The following is an 18,009-nucleotide window of genomic DNA, read 5'->3' as shown; positions in this document are numbered from 1 at the left end:
GCCTAACAGTCGCACAACGCCGAGCGATGATTACCGGCCTGTGTCGGTCGGGGGCCTTGCCAGTCACGCCCAGTGCGTACGGGGCTGCGTACCGGGCGGCGCCCCGACCGCCCCGGTGCGGCGCAGTTTCTGCCAGCGGAGGCGGCCGCCGGTGAGGGCGGTGATCCAGGACTGGAGGAGGACGACGTACATGAGTTGGCGGTAGAGCAGTTGTTGGAGGGGGAGGGATATGAGGTGGGTCAGGGGTTCGCGGTCGAGACGGAAGGCGTAGGCCGCGCAGACCGCCTGGAGGGTGAGGACGCCGAGCCAGGCGAGGACGGTCTGACCGGTGGGGCCGAAGACCAGGCCGTAGAGGAGGAAGACGTCGATCAGGGGGGCGAGGAGAGGCGCGACGATCATGAAGAGGGAGACGAGGGGCAGGCCGACGCGGCCGAAGCGGCCGGACGGACCCGAATCGACGAGCGCGCGGCGGTGCTTCCAGATCGCCTGCATCGTGCCGTACGACCAGCGGTAGCGCTGGGACCACAGCTGCCGCACGGTCTCCGGCGCCTCGGTCCACGCGCGCGCCCGCTCCGCGTACACGACCCGCCAGCCGTCGCGGTGCAGCGCCATCGTGACGTCGGTGTCCTCGGCGAGCGTGTCGTCGCTCATGCCGCCGACGCGCTCCAGGGCCGTGCGCCGGAAGGCGCCCACCGCGCCGGGGATGGTCGGCATGCAGCGCAGTACGTCGTACATGCGGCGGTCGAGGTTGAAGCCCATCACGTACTCGATGTGCTGCCAGGCCCCGATGAGGGAGTTTCTGTTGCCCACCTTCGCGTTGCCCGCGACGGCGCCCACGCGCGGGTCGGCGAACGGCTGGACCAGTTCGCGCACGGTGGCCGCCTCGAAGACCGTGTCGCCGTCCATCATGACGATCAGGTCGTGCCGGGCGTTGGCCAGACCCCGGTTGAGGGCGGCGGGCTTGCCCGCGTTGTGCTGCCGTACGACGCGTACGTTCGGCAGGCCGAGGCCTTCGACCGTGCGGGCCGTGCCGTCCGTGGAGCCGTCGTCGATGACGATGACCTCGATGGGGTGGTCGCTCGTGGTGAGGGAACGGACGGTGTTCTCTATGCACTTCGCCTCGTTGTAGGCGGGCACCAGGACCGACACCGGTTCCGTCACCGCCGCCCCGTCCGTGCCGGAGCCGCCCCGGCGGGAACCGCCCCTGCGGGAGCCGCCCCTGCGGGAGCCGCCCCAGCTGAAGTCCCGCCCCCGCACCCGCCGGGCATGCGCCGCCGACAGCAGCAGCATCAGGCCGAAACGGGCGATGACCAGCACGCCGACCACGGCCAGGCCGATCACCAGGGCGTCCGTGGTGTGTTCCGCGGCGCCGACCAGGAGCACCCAGGCTTTGCCGCGCCACAGCTCGAGGCCCTCCACGCGCGCGTGCGCGCCGGTCGTGCCCGCACCCAGGGCCTCGGTGAGGTTGGTGAACTCGTAGCCCTGCCCCGCGAGTCGGGGGATGAGGCGGTCGAGCGCGGCGACGGTCTGGGAGCGGTCGCCGCCCGAGTCGTGCATCAGGACGACCGCGCCCTTGCCGTCGGCGGGCGTGGCGCGGCGGACGATCTCGTCGGCGCCGGGGCGCTTCCAGTCCTCGCTGTCGGTGTCGGTGACCACCGTGAGGTAACCGCGGCTGCCGACGTGCCGGGTGACCGGCCAGGACTTGTTGTCCAGGGCGTCGGCGAACGACGAGTACGGCGGCCGGAACAGGGACGTACGGATGCCCGCCGCGCCCGCGAGCGCCAGCTGGCTCTGGGACAGCTCCCGGTCGACGCGGTCCTTCGACTGGTAGGACAGGTCCGGGTGGTTGAAGGTGTGCAGGCCCACCTCGTGGCCCTCGTCGACCATGCGGCGCACCAGGCCGGGGTGGCGCGAGGCCATCGTGCCGGTGACGAAGAAGACGGCGTGCGCGTCGTGTTCGGCGAGCACGTCGAGGACCTTGGGGGTCCACTCCGGGTCGGGGCCGTCGTCGAAGGTCAGCACCAGGCGGTGGTCGGGGACGCGCAGGGACTGCGTCCGGCCGTCGCGCGTGTCGATGACCGGGCCGCCCTGGAGGATCTTCTTCGGCACCTGGTCCGTGGCCGCGGGCGGCCGCACCCGGTGGTCGGCCTGGATCTCGCTGTGTACGTAGCCGCGCAGCATCAGCATGGCGATCAGGGCCACGAGGAGGAGTGCGGGCAGGAGGTAGCGCATCGGGAGGCGGGGGCGGGGGCGGAAACGCACACGGGAGCGGGGACGAGGGCGGGGGCGCGTGGTCTTGTGTCCGCGCCTGCGGTGGGGGCGCGCTGGGCTTCGGCCTTCGCCGGGAGCGGGGGCCGGGGCAGGAGCTGGCGCAGGACCAGGACCAGGACCAGGTGCAGGACCAGGTGCAGGCTCAGGACCAGGAGCAGGACCAGGAGCAGACACCTGCGCGAAAACGGAAGCCGAAGTGGACGCCCCCTCGACCGACCCGCGCCCACCGGAACGGAAGTTCATGCGCGTACGCCTTCCGCGACCCCGTCCCCCTGGACCCGCCCGTCGGCCACGGCTCGCACCCCGGCCCCCGCCTCACCACCCGCATCCGCCCCGGCACCACCGCCACCCTCGGCACCACCGCCACCACCGCCACCACCGTCCGGCGTTCCCGTGGGCGGAGCCACAGGCGGACCGCTCTCCTCCGTGGGCGCGGGGCCCCGGCCGTCCGGATCCGCCCCGGGAGCCGTGGCGTCACCGCCGGGCGCGGGCGCCCCCGTGGCGCTGCCGCCCCCACCCGGACGCGAGCCGGACTTACCGCCGGGCCCAGCGCCTTCGCGCGCGGGACGCGACCCCGAGGAGCCCTCGAACCCACCCGCCGCGTCACCGCCCCGCGCCGACGGTATGGAACGCCCGGGCTCACCGCCCGCCCCCGGCGCCCCGCCGTCACCGGACCGTGCGTCCGTGGACGTGGACGGGGGCGTGGAGGCAGAAGCGGAAGGCGACTTGGGCGCGGCGCCGCCGGTGGCGGGTGCCGTCGGCCCGGCGGCCGGCTCGGTCGGCAGCTCAGGGGTGTCGACCTGGCTCGCGGGCTGCTCGTCCTTGGGGTCGGGCACCGGCAGCCAGGGCGCGCTGGAGTTCCCCGAGACGAGCGTGGCGGCCATGACGACGGCGTATCCCGCGCAGAGAAGGCCCACGGCCGCGCCGATCCGGCGATACCGTCTGCTCCTGCGGCCGGTCTCGTCGACGAACACCGGTGTATCAGCCACGCTCCGGGTGTCCGAAAACCCCTGCATGACGCGTGTACCACCGGCCGTCGAGCCGCCGGACTCCCCCGCCAGGCACCGGCCGACGCCGTCGATCTGGACGGTGACCTCGTTCGGGTCGTGCGTCGGCGCGGGCAGTCCGCCCGACCACTCCGGCCGGTCGCCATCGGGCCCGAAATGACCTTCTGTGGGCCTCGATGACCCGTTTTCTCGTCGGCTCTCCATGCGTACGCACACCCCCCACGGGTTTCGTGATGCGGGCGCGTACGACGTACCGGGCACTCGTCGTCCGGATCGGGCCCCCACCCGATCCAGGCGCCCCCCTTATCACACCGCACCCGGAAGCCGAATGTAGCGCACGCCGGTGACAACCGTGGTTTTACGTCAGTCCTGAATCATCATGATGAGTGCATCGGTGGCCGGAATCCATCCGTCCGCCGGTCGGTTCAGCCAGTCTTCCTCCGCCGCGAGTTCGGCCGCCGCGCGGCGCAGCGCGTCGAGGCCGGGGTGCCGCAGACCGCGGCGCCACACGAGCGACACCGGCGACAGCGGTACGGGGTCGACGAGCGGCCGCAGCACACAGCCGGGCAGCTCGGGGAAGCCGACGACGGCGAGCACGGGGTTGCGGTGCTTCGCCATGATCCGCGCGAACTCCTCGGGGCCGACGGCGAGCGGGGCGGGCGGCGCGACCTCGATGCCGCGGCCGTCGAAGAGGCGGCGCGCCAAATCGGTCCACTCCAGGGTGCGTTCGTTGCCCGCGCCCGCGTAGACGCGCTCGCCCGCGAGCCGGTCGAGCGGCACCGTGTCGAGCCCCGCGAGCGGGTGGTCGACGGGGAGCAGCACCGCCATCGGCTCGTACCGCACGGGCTGGTGGCCGAGTCCCGCGCGTACGGACTCGGGCAGTCCGGCGAACCGGCCGAACGACACGTCCAGACGCCCCGCCACGATCTCGGCGGCGGCGCCGGTCAGACCGCTCTCGAAGCGGGCCATCAGCTCGCACTGCGGCGCCAATTCACGGGCCCGGTCCAGGATCCGGCCGAAGACCAGACCGGGGCTGTTGAGGTCGACGAGCAGCGGCCGGAGCGCCGCGGCCGCGCTCCCGCGCGCGAAGGCGGCCGACAGCTCGTCGTGCGCCGCGAGGACCCGCCGCGCGTACGGCAGCAGCCGCTCGCCGTCGGCGGTCAGCGTCACCTGCCGCGTCGACCGCGCGAACAGGTCCACCGCGAGCTCCCGTTCGAGCCGTCGAACGTCCCGGCTCAGTGCCTGCTGGGCCACGTACAGGCGGGCGGCGGCCCGGGTGAAGTGCAGCTCCTCGGCGACGGCGAGGAAGGCACGCAGGAGGCGGGGGTCCACGTCACGGGGGACGGCGGGCGGCGGGGAAGCGGGCGGCGGCCCCCCGGACGAGGGAGAGGCGGGCGGCGGGTCGGAGGCGGACGTAGGCCTGGTCGCGGGCACGGACGGCTCCCCGGGCGGCGGTTCTGTCATCCCGCGAACTTACAACCCAGGCGCGTGAATCGGCCTCCAGAAGGTGTTGGACCCCGCCCGCGCGCGGCGGCGAGGCTGAAGCCATGCCCGAGGCCCCTGCCGACTCCCACACCGCACCCACCGCGTCCGCAAAGTCTGTCGCATCCACCGCGTCTGTCGCGTCCGCCACGTCTGTCGCATCCACCACATCCCCAGCACCCATCGCATCCGCCACACCCACCGCACCCACCACCCCGGAGCCCCCCTCGCCCACCACATCGCCCACCCCCGCACCGCAACAGGCCCCCCGCACCCGTACCCGCCGCCCCCGCAACCCCTACGCCCGCCTCTTCGCGATACCCGGCGCCACCGCCTTCACGGTCGGCAACCTCATCGCCCGGCTGCCCATGGGCATGTTCAGCGTGAGCGCCGTGATCATGATCGCGGGGGCCCGTGACTCCTACGCCCTCGCGGGCGCCGTCACCGCCACCGGGCTCGCCGCGACCGCCGTCGTGGGGCCCTGGACGGCCCGCATGGTCGACCGGTACGGGCAGGCGCGCGTCGCCGTGCCCGCCACGGTCCTCGCCGTGCTGGGCTCGCTGTCGCTGCTCCTGTGCGTGCGCTTCGGGGCGCCGGACTGGACGCTGTTCGCCTCGTACGCGGCGACGGCCACGACCCCGAACACCGGGGGCATGTCGCGGGCGCGCTGGTCGCATCTGCTCAAGGGCGAGCCGGACGCGCTGCACACCGCCAACTCCTTCGAGCAGGCGGCGGACGAGCTGTGCTTCATGCTCGGCCCGGTGCTCGCGGCGTTCCTGTGCGGGGCGCTCTTCCCGCAGGCGGGCACCCTCGTGGGTGCCGTCCTGCTGCTGACCGGTGTGCTGCTCTTCGCCGCGCAGCGCACCACGGAACCCCCGGTCCGGGAGCGTACGGACAAGGCGCCGAGGCCGAAGTCGCCGCTGCGCACCCGCGGGATGCCCTCTCTGCTCGTGGTGTTCCTCGCGACCGGGGCCGTCTTCGGCGCCATGGAGGTCGCCACCATCGCGTACGCGGACGAGCGGGGCCACAAGGCGGCCGCGGGTGTCGTCCTCGCCCTACAGGCCGCGGGCTCGTGCGGGGCGGGGCTCGTCTACGGAGCGCTGCGGCCGAGCGGTTCCCCGGACCGGCGGCACGTCCTGTGCGGCCTCGCGATGGCGGTCCTGATGACGCTGCCGCTCCTCGCCGTGGCGGCGACCGGCTCGCTCGTCGTGCTCGCGGGGGCGCTCCTGGTGGCCGGGATGGCGACCGCCCCGACGATGGTGACGGGCATGACACTGGTGCAGCGGTACGCCCCCGAGGGGCAGTTGAACGAGGCCATGACCCTCGCCGTGACCGGCCTCCTCGGGGGCATCGCGTGCGGCGCGGCGGGCGGCGGCTGGACGGCGGAGCATGTGAGCCCCGCCGCCGCCTACGCCGTGCCGGTCGCCGCCGCGCTGTGCGCGCTGCTGCTCAGCAGCGTGCGGGCTTGCGCCACGAGCACTCGACGTCGCCGCTCTGCCCGGACCCGCGCTCCGTCCGAGGCCTGACCAGGACGGCCCTGTCCTCGTCGGACTTGGCGAGGGTGACGACGATGGCGTCCTCCAGGGCCTTCACCGAGGAGGGCAGGTAGTTGTTGAGGACGATGCTGAAGACCAGCTCACGGCCACCCGCGTCGGTCACGTACCCGGAGAGGGCGGACGCGCCGGTCAGCGATCCGGTCTTCGCGTGCACGTTGAGCGCCGCCGGTGTCCCGCACATGCGCGTGCGCAACGTACCGCCGTCGAACTTGTCCGGGTCGCACGCCACCGGCAGCGACCGGTACCAGTCGGCGAACCACGGCTCGCCCTTGGCCGAGCGGAGCAGCTTGATGAACTGGTCGGCGGCGACGTTGTTCTTGCGGGAGAGTCCGGAGCCGTCGACCTGGCGCAGCTTGCCCGGGTCGACCCCGGCGGTCTTCAGATAGCCGCTGATGGCCGCGATGCCGTCACTCCAGTTGCCGGGCCGCCCGGTCGCCTTGTGCCCCATGGCCTTCGTCAGGGACTCGGCGTGCATGTTGTTGGACAGCTTCATGAACGGGATCAGCAGGTCCCTGAGTTCCATGGAGTCGTGCGCGGCCAGCTCGCGCGCCCCCTTGGGGGTCGCGATCCCGGCCCGGGTCGGTCCGCTGACCTTCACGCCGTGGGCGGCGAGCGCGTCCCGGAAGATCGCGGCGGCGTACCGGGTCGGCTCCCAGACGGTGATCCACTCCTTGGTGGTGGAGCCGCCGACGGGCACGTCGCCGGTGACGGTGATCGTGTTCTTGCCGTGCTGCCGCTCGACGGCGACGGTGTCGCCGCCGCCCGCGGCGACCGTCTTCGCGCGCAGATCGATGTCTACGTAGTCGGTCTTCGGGGTCACGGTGACGCGCGGCTTGTCCCCGGCTGCGGCGCCCGGCGCCACCTCGACGATGACGGTGCCCGTGTCGTAGTCGGTGTCGGGGGCGACGCTCAGCGCGGAGATCTGCGCGGCGTAGTACGAGGACTCGTCGTCGGCGCCCCAGGTGTCGCCCTGGCGGCGGTCGTCGAAGCGGGTGTCGTCGGCGACGAGCCGCCCCGAGACGCGTTTGATGCCCTTGGCCGCGATGTCGGCGGCCAGCTTGTCGTAGTCCTTGGCGAGCGTCGTCGGGTCGCCGGTGCCGCGCAGGTACAGGTCGCCCTTGAGGACGGGCCCGTGCCGGTCGCCGGCGGCGAGCACGTCGGTGCGGAAGCGGTGGTCGGGGCCGAGCAGTTCCAGGGCGGCGGCGGAGGTCAGCATCTTGGTGTTGGACGCGGGCATCAGGCGCCCGCTGGACAGATGCTGGTAGAGGGTCTTGCCGGTCTCGGCGTCGGCGACCACGACGCTGGCCGCGCCGCCCTCCATGCGGGGGTCCCCGAGGATGGTGTCGATGGCTTCGGGCAGCCCGCTCCGGTCGGAGTCCGCCCCGGCCGGGGCACTGACCGAGAGCGAGGCCACGGCGAGGCCGAGCACGGCGGGCCAGATCCAGTGGCGCATACGGTGATGGACGCGTCTCACGGGTCTTCTCATGACCCTGGAGCATCCCGGAAGCCACCGCGCGGCGACAGACCCCACACCGGTCACGTATGTCGCGTTGGCCCAGCCGAGCCCACGTCGGGGGGTGCGGGTGGCGGAGCCCCCGCAACGCGCGGCGCAGCCGCGCAGAAACGACGAAGGCGACGTGGCCCGCGCTGTCCGCGGGCACACGTCGCCTGTCGACTTCGTGGAGATGGCGGGAATCGAACCCGCGTCCAACGGTGCGGAACCAGGGCTTCTCCGTGTGCAGTCCACTGCGATTTTCTCAGCCCCGGAGATCTCGTGGACAAGTCTCCGACGGGCTCAGTCACTGTTTGATTTCCTCCCAGACCCCGTGACCGGGTCTAGAAGTTTAGTTCCCTAGCTGATGCCAGGATCCGGGTCGGGAACAGCCCCGGGCTGACACTTCGCAAGTCGCTACTTAGGCAGCGAGGGCGAAGGAATCGCGCTTGGTGTTGGCGATTATTGGTTGCGACATATGGTTAACGAGATCATTGCCGCTTCCTCGACACGCTTCCCCTGCTTCGACATCCGCTGTCGAAACCGATCATCCCCATGTTGATTTTTCAAACCCTCCGAGGAGGGGGCTGCCCCGTCACCTGCGGGGCATGAACCATCGTACGTGACCAACGCACGACGGTGCCAGCGAATTCCCGGCGGCCCGCCGAACCGGCGGCTAGCCGATCCCCTGCCGCCGCCTGGCCGCCGAGATCGCCCGGTTCGTCTCGCGGGTGTCCTGCTTCTCGCGCAGCGTCTGCCGCTTGTCGTACTCCTTCTTGCCCTTGGCGAGCGCGATCTCGACCTTGACGCGGCTGTCCTTGAAGTACAGGGCGAGGGGCACGATCGTGTGGCCCGTCTCCTGGGACTTCGACTCCAGCTTGTCGATCTCGGCCCGGTGCAGCAGCAGCTTGCGCTTGCGCGTGGCGGAGTGGTTGGTCCAGGTGCCCTGGACGTACTCGGGGACGTGGATGTTGTGCAGCCACGCCTCGCCGTGGTCGATGTGCACGAAGCCGTCCACCAGGGACGCCCGGCCCATCCGCAGCGACTTGACCTCGGTGCCCATCAGGACCAGGCCGCACTCGTAGGTGTCCAGGATGTGGTAGTCGTGCCGCGCCTTCTTGTTCTGCGCGACCATCTTCCGGGCGGGTGCCTTCTCGTTGGCCTTGGCGGCCTTGCGCTTTACCTTTTCCTTCGCCATAGTGCGGCCATTTTCGCACTACGAGGGGGGTCCGAGGCCACTCAATACTGTCTCGGCCCGCTCCTGGGCACCGTCCTCGACCTCCAGGTCCGGGGTGATGCCCCGGCCGTCGACCGCCTTCCCCGAAGGGGTGCGGTAGTGCCCGACCGTCAGCTCCGCGACGGAGCCGTCGGGCAGCTTGCTCGGCATCTGCACCGAGCCCTTGCCGAACGTCCTTGAGCCCACGACGACCGCGCGGCCGCGGTCCTGGAGGGCCCCGGTGAGCAGCTCGGCCGCGCTCATCGTGCCGCCGTCGACGAGCGCGACCACGGGTCTCTCGGTGTCGCCGCCCTGCTTGGCGTGCAGCGCGCGCTGCCTGCCCCGGACGTCGTACGTGGCGACGAGGCCGCCGTCGAGGACCGCGGAGGAGGCCGTGGTGGCCTCGGAGACCAGGCCGCCGGAGTTGCCGCGCAGGTCGAGCAGGATCCCGGCGCCCGCGGGGGCCCGGCGCACCGCCCTGCGCACGGCCTCGCCGGAGCCCTTCGTGAACGCCGCGACCTTGATCATCACGGCGCCGCCGCGGAGCCGGGTCACGGTCACGGAGTCCGTCGAGAGGCGGGCGCGGCGCAGGGTCTCCGTCCACGCGCGCGTGCCGCGCTTCAGGCCGAGGGTGACCGGGGTGTTCGCGCGGGTGCCGCGCAGCAGGGACACGACGTCGGTGACGGGGCGGCCGGTGACGTCCTTGCCGTCGATGGCGGTGAGCTTGTCGCCCTCGTGGATGCCGGCCCGGTCGGCGGGCCCGCCGCGCTGCACCCGGGACACCTCGATCCTGCCGTCGGCCTCCCGCCGGGCCCACAGGCCGACGCCGGTGTAGGCACCGTCGAGGGACTGCTCGAACTCGCGGTACTCCCCCTGGGAGTAGACCGACGACCAGCGGTCGCCGCTGCGGCTGACCACGTCCTCGGCGGCCTTCTTGCCCGACTTGCCGTCGGCCATCGCCTCGGCGGCGGCGTCGGCGGCCTCGTCCGCGGGGTCCCGGTGGGTGTCGCGGGGGCTTCGCGCGTCGCGGGTGGCGGAGACCGAGCGGGTCGAGGGGGCTGCCTTGTTCCGGCCTTCCTCGGCGTCCTCGGACCAGGATCCGGTGGCCGCGCCGGTGGCGAGGACGCTCGCGAAGACCAACGTCAGGGCCGCCCCGCGGCGGATGCGGCGGGGCTCGGCGTGCCAATCAGGGCCTGACATGTCGGTGAGTCTAGGACAACGGGGGGCGCCGCACGGCCGGTTGACCGCACGGCGCCCGAGGCACTCCTCACACCCCAAGGAGCGGGAGATGCCTGCCGTCTCACACCTTCAGGTACTTGCGCAGGGCGAAGAACGCGGCCAGTGCGGGCATCAGCAGACCGATGGCGAGCACCAGCGGCAGCTTGGCGAGCACCGCGTCCCAGCCGATGAAGTTGATCAGGTTGAGCTTCTCCGACAGCTCCAGGCCGTGGTCGATGATGAAGTACCGGCCGAGGAGCAGGAATCCGCACGCGAGCCCGCCACCGATCAGGCCCGCGACCGCCGCCTCCAGGATGAACGGCATCTGGATGTAGAAGCTGGACGCGCCGACGAGCCGCATGATCCCGGTTTCACGGCGACGGCTGAACGCCGATACGCGCACCGTGTTGACGATCAGCATCAGCGCGACGACGAGCATCAGCGCCATCACCGCGAGCGCCGCCCAGTTCATGCCGTTGAGCAGCTCGAAGAGGTTGTCGAGCACGCCCTTCTGGTCCTCCACGGACTGCACGCCGTCCCTTCCGGAGAAGGCGGTCGCGACCACCTGGTACTTCTCCGGGTCCTTCAGCTTGATGCGGTACGACTCCTGCATCTGGTCCGGCGTCAGCGAGCTGGACAGCGGGGAGTCGCCGAACTGCTCCTTGTAGTGCTTGTACGCCTGGTCCGCCGTCTCGTGCTGGACCGTGTCGACGACCGGCATCTTCTTCAGATCCGTGAGGATCCGGTCCTTCTGCTCGTTCGTGACGGCGCCCTTGGCGCACTTGGGGTCCTGCTCGGCGTCCGCCTTGTTGCACAGGAAGATCGAGACGTTGACCTTGTCGTACCAGTAGCCCTTCATCGTGCTCACCTGGTCGCGCATGAGCAGCGAGCCACCGAAGAGGGCGAGCGAGAGCGCTACGGAGACGACGACCGCGAAGGTCATCGTGAGATTCCGGCGGAGACCGACGCCGATCTCCGACAGGACGAACTGGGCGCGCATGGCGGCCTTTCAATGAATCAGGGGGATCGGCCGGGTCAGTGCTGGTAGCCGTAGACGCCGCGGGACTGGTCGCGGACCAGGCGGCCCTTCTCCAGCTCGATGACGCGCTTGCGCATCTGGTCCACGATCTGCTGGTCGTGGGTGGCCATCACGACGGTGGTGCCGGTCCGGTTGATGCGGTCCAGGAGCTTCATGATGCCGACCGAGGTCTGCGGGTCGAGGTTGCCCGTGGGCTCGTCGGCGATCAGCAGCTTCGGCCGGTTGACGAAGGCCCGCGCGATGGCCACGCGCTGCTGCTCACCGCCGGAGAGCTCGCCGGGCATCCGGTCCTCCTTGCCGCCGAGGCCGACGAGGTCGAGGACCTGGGGCACGGACTTGCGGATCTCGCCGCGCGACTTGCCGATGACCTCCTGGGCGAAGGCCACGTTCTCGGCGACGGTCTTGTTCGGCAGGAGCCGGAAGTCCTGGAAGACGGTGCCCAGCTGGCGGCGCATGTGCGGCACCTTCCAGTTGGAGAGCCGGGCCAGGTCCTTGCCCAGGACGTGCACCTGGCCGTGGCTGGTGCGCTCCTCGCGCAGGATCAGCCGCAGGAAGGTCGACTTTCCGGAGCCGGATGACCCCACCAGGAAGACGAACTCGCCCTTCTCGATCTCCAGCGACACATCGCGGAGTGCCGGGCGGTTCTGCTTCGGATAGGCCTTGGACACATTGTCGAATCGGATCACGGATGCACCACGGGTAGCCGGGGGTAGGTGAGCGTGACCATACGCGAAGCGGAAGGGGCCGCGCAGTCGGCGTCCTGAGTTGCGCGGTTTGTTGCGGATCCGACCTGGAACAAATGGGGCGCCCGGGGGCGCGGTGACGGCTCTCGACGGCCAGGGCGGGGCGGGCGTCAACCGGGGCCGGACAGCGGGCCGCGCCGAATTCCGCGGAAGCTGGCACAGTGGTAGGGGGAACGGTTGAGGTTCCCCGAGCGTTGGGCAGGCTGAGACTGTGCGGGAGGAGAAGCGCATGACCTATGACAGGTTGGTGTGCGCGAACTGCGCGGCGCCTGTGAGCGAGGGCCGCTGCCCCGTGTGCCGGGCGAACCGGGAGCGGATGCAGCACGAGGGCCCCTTCGGCGGCCTCAGCCCAGCGGCCCTGATAGGGCTGCTCGTGGTGCTGATCACGGCGATGGCCCTGCTGGCGCACCAGACCGCGTAGTCGACGGGACACGCCGCGGAGCACGACGGAGCGCTGCGCGGGCACACGGACACGCAGATGCACGGAAGGGCCCGGAGCCGAGGTGGCTCCGGGCCCTTCCGTCATGTCCGTGCGACCCCTGAGGCCGCGCTACGGTGCGTACGACTCCGTACGCACCGCGTCACGCGCGTCCCTCGAGGCGTCCCGCCAGATCAGGCGGCGGCGCCGCGGTTGCCGGCCAGGCGCGGCAGGAAGCGGAAGCCGACGCCACCGGCGATCATGGTGGCGGCACCGATGATCAGGAAGGTGGTCTCGGTGGCGCCCGTCTCGGCGAGCTCGCCGTCGTTCTTGCCGCTGCCGGTGTCGGAGACTCGCTCGACCGGCTTGGAGCCGGTGTCGGTCAGGCTGTCCTTGCCGCCCTGCTCGGCGGGGTTGGAGCCGCCGCCGTCGGGGTCGGTGTCGTTGCCGCCGTTGCCACCGGTGCCGCCGCCCGTGCCGTTGTCACCCGGGTCGGTGGGCTGGGTGGGCGGGTCCGAGGGCTCGGTGGGCGGGTCCGTCGGCTCCGTCGGCGGGTCCGTCGGCTCGGTCGGCGGGTCCGTGGGCTCCGTGGGCGGGTCCGTGGGCTCGGGCGGGTCCGTCGGCTCGGTCGGCTCGCCGGTCGGCTCCGGCGGGTTGGTGGGCTCGTCCGGGTCCTCGTCGTCGCCCGGCAGGTCGACGTCGACGCCGATGCCGTTCTCGTCGGCGGAGGCGCTCGCGCCCGTCCCGCCGAGCTCGACGCCGACATCCAGGGCCGAGGCGGCGCCGGCGGCGGTCAGCGAGGCGCCCGCGGCGATCACTGCGCCGGCGGCTATCCGCGCGACACGGATCCGCGTCTTCTTCGTCATCTGGCTGCTACCCCCAGTAGCTGAATCGTCAGTGAGGCAGCGTCCCGGATCGCGGTCACGGGGTGACTCGTCTTCGGCCCCCCGGATCACACGCGCACCGGAGATACGCATGCCGCTCGCTAGCCTTTCCAGTTTTCGAAGCACCGTCAAGGTCGTTGCGGGCGCGATGCCCGTTATGGGGACAGTTGACCGGCGTACGGACATGTGACTGTGACGCAAAAGGCGCAAGAAGCCCACAGGCGGCTCCGGAAGGCCCATAAACAAAGGCAACTGCCGCCCGGGGGGCGACAGTTGCCTCGTTCAGCTTTGTCGACAAAGCGCCGAGTTTACTTCTCCTGCTGCTTGCGCCAGCGAATTCCGGCCTCCAGGAAGCCGTCGATCTCGCCGTTGAACACGGCCTCGGGGTTGCCGACTTCGAACTCCGTGCGCAGGTCCTTCACCATTTGGTACGGGTGCAGGACGTACGAACGCATCTGGTTGCCCCAGGAGTTGCCGCCGTCGCCCTTGAGGGCGTTCATCTTGGCCTGCTCCTCCTGGCGGCGGCGCTCGAGGAGCTTCGCCTGGAGGACGTTCATCGCGGTCGCCTTGTTCTGGATCTGCGAGCGCTCGTTCTGGCAGGAGACGACGATGCCGGTGGGCAGGTGGGTCAGGCGGACCGCGGAGTCGGTCGTGTTGACGCCCTGGCCGCCGGGGCCCGAGGAGCGGTACACGTCGACGCGCAGCTCGCTCTCGTCGATCTCGATGTGGTCCGTCTGCTCGACCACGGGGAGGATCTCGACACCCGCGAAGGACGTCTGGCGACGGCCCTGGTTGTCGAACGGCGAGATGCGCACCAGGCGGTGTGTGCCCTGCTCGACGGAGAGCGTGCCGTAGGCGTACGGAGCCTGCACGGCGAAGGTGGTCGACTTGATGCCGGCCTCTTCCGCGTACGACGTCTCGTACAGCTCGGTCTTGTAGCCGTGGCGCTCCGCCCAGCGCAGGTACATCCGCTGGAGCTTCTCGGCGAAGTCGGAGGCGTCGACGCCGCCGGCCTCCGCGCGGATGGTGACGACCGCCTCACGGGCGTCGTACTCCCCGGACAGGAGGGTGCGGACCTCCATCTCGTCCAGCGCCTTCTTGACCGCCGTGAGCTCCGACTCGGCCTCCGCGCGCGTGTCCGGGTCGTCCTCCTCCTCGGCCATCTCGAAGAGCACGCCCAGATCGTCGATACGCCCGCGCAGCGTCTCGGCCTTGCGCACCTCCGCCTGGAGGTGGCTCAGCTTGCTGGTGATCTTCTGCGCCTCGTCCGGGTCGTCCCAGAGGGACGGCGCGGCCGCCTGCTCCTCGAGCACGGCGATGTCTGCCCTCAGCTTGTCGAGGTCCAGGACGGCCTCGATCGACTCCATGGTCGAGGAGAGGGACTTGAGCTCTTCGGATACGTCGACGACTGCCACATCACCAGCCTAACGGCTGCGGCAAGTGGTATTCCCCCGGTGGGCGTGGGTCCGTCTCGCCCCGGGCCCATGGGGCTGCGCCCCTCTCCCCCTTTTTTGGCGCTTCGCGCCTCGTCCTCAAACTCCCCCAAGCTCTTAAAGAGCAGGGGGGACCCCCACGACGGGCTGATTACGGCACCGGAGGGGCTGACGTGCCCGTGTCCGGCTTGTTCGGGTCGGCGTCGTCGCCGGACGTCGCGTACCAGGCTCCCGCGCCCACCGCCGCGGCGAGGACTACGCCCGCCACGCCGAGTGTGATCCTGCGGCGTCTGGCCGAGGCGCGGTGGCGGGCCGAGCCGGGGCGGACCGTGCCCGTGGCGCGGGGGGCGCGGGCCGTGCCGCGGGCGCCGCCCGCCAGCTCGTCGGGGGCGGGGACGCGCATGGAGGTGTGGGTGTCGCGGTTGGCGTCCGCGGGCGCCGCGCCGGGGACGAGGGGCACGGCTCCGCGCCGTGGGGGCCTCTCGTGCGGCTCCGGGGACGTCTCCTCGTACGGCTCGTCGGCGGGCTCCGCCTCGGGCTCGTCGACGTCCAGGGGCGGCATGCCCGCGAGCTGGGGCAGCTGCTCGCGCAGCCGGTCGCCCAGCTCGGAGGCGCGCAGGCGGGAGGCCGGGGCCTTGGCCAGGCACTGGACCATGAGTTGCCAGAGCTCGTCGGGGATGCCGGGCAGCGGGACCACGGTCTCGGTGACGTGGCGGCGCAGGACCGCCCCGGGGTGGCCGCCGCCGAACGGCGTGAAGCCCGCGAGCAGCTCGTACAGGACGGTGGCGAGGGCGTAGATGTCGACGGCCGCGCGCGGGGGCAGGCCCTCGATGATCTCGGGGGCCAGATAGTCCGGCGTGCCGATGATCTTCGTGGCGCGGGTGCGGCGCGGCGAGTCGATGAGCTTGGCGACGCCGAAGTCGGTGAGCAGGGCCGGGTGCGAGCCGCCGGGGCCGAGGGGGCCCTGCATGTCGAGGAGGACGTTCTCGGGCTTCACGTCCCGGTGCACGATCCCCGCCGCGTGCGCCGCGGCGAGCGCGTCGGCGACGTCCGCGACGATCGCGACGGCGGCCTCGGGGGCGAGCCTGCGCTCGCGCTCCAGGCGGGTGCGCAGATCCGTGCCCCGTACGAGGTCCATCACCAGGGCGAGGTCGTTGCCGTCGACCACCAGGTCGTGGACGCCCACCACGCGCGCGTGGTCGAGGCTGAGCAGCGCCGTGCGCTCCTGGACGAAGCGGCCGACGAGTTCCTGGTCGGACGCCAGGTCCTCGCGCAGCAGCTTGATGGCGACAGGGCCTTCGGGGCCTTCGCCGAGCCACACCGTGCCGGCGCTGCCCCGTCCCAGAATCTGGTGGGCCGTGTACCGGCTGCCGATCTTCCGTCCCAAGACTGCTCCTACGGATGTGTGTTGGCCCCAAAACTACGCGGCCAGGGCACCAACCATCACATCCGCACGGGAAATCACCCCGCAGGAGTCGACAAATCAACAGAGTCGGCCGGGTTCGGCTCCCGAACCCGGCCTGCTCTCCGTTCCCGCACGGTCCCGCTCAGTCCCTGCTCGGTCCCGCTCAGTTCCCGTTGATCTTGCTCGACCAGTCGGACACCGTGTTGTAGACGTCCTTGATCTGGTCCCAGTAGCTCTTCGTCGTGCCGATCCAATCCTGGAGCGGGCTCAGCTCCCAGACCAGCCAGCTCGCGACGAACAGGATCACGAGCACGACCAGGCAGCCCTTGAGGCAGCCGAGGCCGGGGATCCGGGTCCGGTTCGGGTTCGGCTGCCGCTGGCGGCGCGGCTCCGGGGGCGCGGGCTGCGGCGGGGCGGGCTGCTGGGGCGGCGGCTGGTACGGCTGCGGCTGCGGCGCGTACGGCTGAGGCTGCGGCTGCATCTGGCGGGGCTGCTGCGGCGGCTGGTACGGCTGCGGCTGGTGCTGCGGGGCGTACGGCTGCGGCTGCTGGGGCTGCTGCGGGCGGGCCACCTGGCGCTGCGGACGGCGGCGCAGCGGGTCCTGGCTCGGGTCCAGGTACTGCACCTGCGTCTGGTCGTTGCGGTCGCGGGCCGCACGCATCTGGTTCTGCCAGGGGTGCGGGTCGTCGGGGTTGCCGCCCGGCTGGCCGGGGCCCACCGGCGGCATGACGGCCGTGGGGTCCGCGTTCGGGCCCTGGGGGCCGCCGGTGTGCGGCATCACGCTGGTGGCGGCGGCCGGGTCGTACCCGCCCGCGTTGGTGTTCGGAAGGACCTGGGTGGGGTCGGCCGCGCCCGGTGTGTCCGGCACCGGGGCGGGCGCCGGGTCCGGGGCGAGCAGCGCGGCCACGCCCTCCGCGGCGGCGATCTGTGCGGCGCTCGCGTGCACCCCGATGCCGTCGGCGACGGCGCGCAGGCCGCGCGCCAGGTTCTCGGCGCTGGGGCGGCGGTCGGGGTCCTTGCTGAGGCAGCGCTCGATGACCGTCCACAGCGGGTCGGGCACGGTGGAGGGGCGGCGCGGCTCGGCGCTCAGGTGCTGGTGAAGCACTTCGAGTGCGGAGCCGCCCGCGAACGGCGGCCGGCCCGTGACCAGCTCGTACAGCAGGATGCCCGCGCCGTAGATGTCGACGGCGCTCGTCTGCGGGCGGCCCTCGGCGGACTCCGGCGCGACGTACGCGGGCGTGCCGACGAACTCCTGGGTGCGGGTCAGGCCCGGGGAGTCGGCGAGGCGGGCGATGCCGAAGTCCGTGAGCATCGGGTGCATTCCGCTCGCGTCCTGCTTGACCAGGACGTTCGCGGGCTTGAGGTCGCGGTGCACGACGCCGTCGGCGTGGCTCGCGGCCAGCGCGTCGGCGATCTGGGCGGTGAGCAGAGCCGCCGCGGCCGGCGTGAACGGGCCGTTCTCGCGCAGGTACTTGTGCAGGTCGGGGCCCTCGACGAGGTCCATGACCAGCGCGAGCAGGTCGCCCTCGACGACCAGGTCGCGGGTGCGCACGATGTTCGGGTGCGTCAGCCTGAGCAGGACGGAGCGCTCCCTCAGGAAGCGCATCACCACGTCCGGGTCGTTGGCCAGCTCCTCCTTGAGGACCTTGATCGCGACGGTCTCGCCGGGCTGGCCGGGAACGGCCGCCTCGGCGCCCGCGGTCTCCCGCTGGCGGGCTCGCCAGACGGTGCCCGTGGCGCCGCGCCCGAGCGGCTCCTCGAGCAGGTACTTGCTGCCTACCGGCCGCACGTCATGCGCTCCCTGCTGATCTGGCTGGTCTGTGGTCCTGCGGTGCGTTCGCGCCG

Annotated in this window: 14 protein-coding genes and 1 other RNA gene; 2 read left to right on the top strand and 13 right to left on the bottom strand. The window is 71.8% G+C overall.

The features are described from left to right. Nucleotides 1-63 precede the first annotated feature (63 nt). The 3 genes from OO63_RS06130 to OO63_RS06120 all read right to left on the bottom strand — a co-directional run bounded on the left by OO63_RS06130 (nucleotide 64) and on the right by OO63_RS06120 (nucleotide 4,742). Nucleotides 64-2,232 carry a bifunctional polysaccharide deacetylase/glycosyltransferase family 2 protein gene (locus tag OO63_RS06130; RefSeq protein WP_051810595.1) on the bottom strand — a complete coding sequence of 723 codons (2,169 nt, stop codon included), beginning with the start codon at nucleotides 2,230-2,232 and terminating at the stop codon, nucleotides 64-66. A 278-nt stretch (nucleotides 2,233-2,510) separates the two neighbouring features. After that, nucleotides 2,511-3,260 (bottom strand): hypothetical protein, encoded by a 750-nt coding sequence (locus OO63_RS44525; protein WP_157853950.1) that lies wholly within the window; start codon nucleotides 3,258-3,260, stop codon nucleotides 2,511-2,513. Nucleotides 3,261-3,641: 381 nt separating this feature from the next. Next, a complete protein-coding gene (locus OO63_RS06120) occupies nucleotides 3,642-4,742 on the bottom strand; it encodes a LysR family transcriptional regulator (RefSeq protein ID WP_234311156.1) in 1,101 nt (366 codons plus the stop codon). 83 nt (nucleotides 4,743-4,825) lie between these two features. On the opposite strand from OO63_RS06120, the gene OO63_RS06110 reads away from it, so the two are divergent. Continuing rightward, on the top strand, nucleotides 4,826-6,286 hold the full coding sequence (locus OO63_RS06110; protein WP_078618965.1) for an MFS transporter: 1,461 nt from the start codon (nucleotides 4,826-4,828) through the stop codon (nucleotides 6,284-6,286). Here OO63_RS06110 and dacB read toward each other — a convergent pair. From dacB to ftsE, 6 genes are all read right to left on the bottom strand, one after another. Next, a complete protein-coding gene (dacB, locus tag OO63_RS06105) occupies nucleotides 6,210-7,769 on the bottom strand; it encodes a D-alanyl-D-alanine carboxypeptidase/D-alanyl-D-alanine endopeptidase (protein WP_078618964.1) in 1,560 nt (519 codons plus the stop codon). The two genes, OO63_RS06110 and dacB, sit on opposite strands and share 77 nt — an antisense overlap. 224 nt (nucleotides 7,770-7,993) lie before the next feature. Further along, nucleotides 7,994-8,363: a transfer-messenger RNA gene (gene ssrA / locus OO63_RS42835) on the bottom strand. 121 nt (nucleotides 8,364-8,484) lie between these two features. Continuing rightward, complete coding sequence (gene smpB, locus OO63_RS06100) at nucleotides 8,485-9,006, bottom strand: SsrA-binding protein SmpB (RefSeq protein ID WP_051810593.1); 522 nt, start codon at nucleotides 9,004-9,006, stop codon at nucleotides 8,485-8,487. Between the two features lie 18 nt (nucleotides 9,007-9,024). Then, nucleotides 9,025-10,224: a S41 family peptidase gene (locus OO63_RS06095; protein ID WP_030358416.1), complete on the bottom strand. Its 1,200-nt coding sequence runs from the start codon at nucleotides 10,222-10,224 to the stop codon at nucleotides 9,025-9,027. Nucleotides 10,225-10,324: 100 nt separating this feature from the next. Beyond that, on the bottom strand, nucleotides 10,325-11,242 hold the full coding sequence (gene ftsX / locus OO63_RS06090; protein WP_030358417.1) for a permease-like cell division protein FtsX: 918 nt from the start codon (nucleotides 11,240-11,242) through the stop codon (nucleotides 10,325-10,327). Between the two features lie 35 nt (nucleotides 11,243-11,277). Continuing rightward, the gene (ftsE, locus tag OO63_RS06085; protein WP_016644946.1) at nucleotides 11,278-11,967 is read right to left on the bottom strand and encodes a cell division ATP-binding protein FtsE; all 690 of its coding nucleotides are present in this window, start codon (nucleotides 11,965-11,967) and stop codon (nucleotides 11,278-11,280) included. A gap of 286 nt (nucleotides 11,968-12,253) precedes the next feature. Between ftsE and OO63_RS06080 the strand changes: the two genes are divergently transcribed. Continuing rightward, a complete protein-coding gene (locus OO63_RS06080) occupies nucleotides 12,254-12,445 on the top strand; it encodes a hypothetical protein (protein ID WP_030358418.1) in 192 nt (63 codons plus the stop codon). A 191-nt stretch (nucleotides 12,446-12,636) separates the two neighbouring features. Here the strand turns inward: OO63_RS06080 and OO63_RS06075 are convergent, their stop codons facing one another. The 4 genes from OO63_RS06075 to OO63_RS06060 all read right to left on the bottom strand — a co-directional run bounded on the left by OO63_RS06075 (nucleotide 12,637) and on the right by OO63_RS06060 (nucleotide 17,953). Next, nucleotides 12,637-13,308: a hypothetical protein gene (locus tag OO63_RS06075; RefSeq protein ID WP_030358419.1), complete on the bottom strand. Its 672-nt coding sequence runs from the start codon at nucleotides 13,306-13,308 to the stop codon at nucleotides 12,637-12,639. A 326-nt stretch (nucleotides 13,309-13,634) separates the two neighbouring features. Continuing rightward, complete coding sequence (prfB, locus tag OO63_RS06070; protein ID WP_030358420.1) at nucleotides 13,635-14,741, bottom strand: peptide chain release factor 2; 1,107 nt, start codon at nucleotides 14,739-14,741, stop codon at nucleotides 13,635-13,637. A 169-nt stretch (nucleotides 14,742-14,910) separates the two neighbouring features. Beyond that, nucleotides 14,911-16,146 carry a serine/threonine-protein kinase gene (locus OO63_RS06065; protein ID WP_030358421.1) on the bottom strand — a complete coding sequence of 412 codons (1,236 nt, stop codon included), beginning with the start codon at nucleotides 16,144-16,146 and terminating at the stop codon, nucleotides 14,911-14,913. A gap of 181 nt (nucleotides 16,147-16,327) precedes the next feature. Beyond that, a complete protein-coding gene (locus tag OO63_RS06060; protein WP_030358422.1) occupies nucleotides 16,328-17,953 on the bottom strand; it encodes a serine/threonine-protein kinase in 1,626 nt (541 codons plus the stop codon). Nucleotides 17,954-18,009 lie beyond the last annotated feature (56 nt).

Origin of the sequence: Streptomyces alboflavus (assembly GCF_000716675.1) — a bacterium.
Lineage (GTDB): Bacteria > Actinomycetota > Actinomycetes > Streptomycetales > Streptomycetaceae > Streptomyces > Streptomyces alboflavus.
The sequence above is the reverse complement of the archived record's forward strand: the minus strand, read 5'-3'. Positions and strand labels throughout refer to the sequence as shown.

What these genes read in the sequence shown, in the direction of transcription:
- OO63_RS06095 (WP_030358416.1), bottom strand. Translation starts at nt 10,224, where the DNA reads ATGTCAGGCCCTGATTGGCACGCCGAGCCCCGCCGCATCCGCCGCGGG.
- OO63_RS06080 (WP_030358418.1), top strand. Translation starts at nt 12,254, where the DNA reads ATGACCTATGACAGGTTGGTGTGCGCGAACTGCGCGGCGCCTGTGAGC.
- OO63_RS06110 (WP_078618965.1), top strand. Translation starts at nt 4,826, where the DNA reads ATGCCCGAGGCCCCTGCCGACTCCCACACCGCACCCACCGCGTCCGCA.
- OO63_RS06130 (WP_051810595.1), bottom strand. Translation starts at nt 2,232, where the DNA reads ATGCGCTACCTCCTGCCCGCACTCCTCCTCGTGGCCCTGATCGCCATG.
- smpB (WP_051810593.1), bottom strand. Translation starts at nt 9,006, where the DNA reads ATGGCGAAGGAAAAGGTAAAGCGCAAGGCCGCCAAGGCCAACGAGAAG.
- ftsX (WP_030358417.1), bottom strand. Translation starts at nt 11,242, where the DNA reads ATGCGCGCCCAGTTCGTCCTGTCGGAGATCGGCGTCGGTCTCCGCCGG.
- OO63_RS06075 (WP_030358419.1), bottom strand. Translation starts at nt 13,308, where the DNA reads ATGACGAAGAAGACGCGGATCCGTGTCGCGCGGATAGCCGCCGGCGCA.
- OO63_RS06120 (WP_234311156.1), bottom strand. Translation starts at nt 4,742, where the DNA reads ATGACAGAACCGCCGCCCGGGGAGCCGTCCGTGCCCGCGACCAGGCCT.
- dacB (WP_078618964.1), bottom strand. Translation starts at nt 7,769, where the DNA reads ATGCGCCACTGGATCTGGCCCGCCGTGCTCGGCCTCGCCGTGGCCTCG.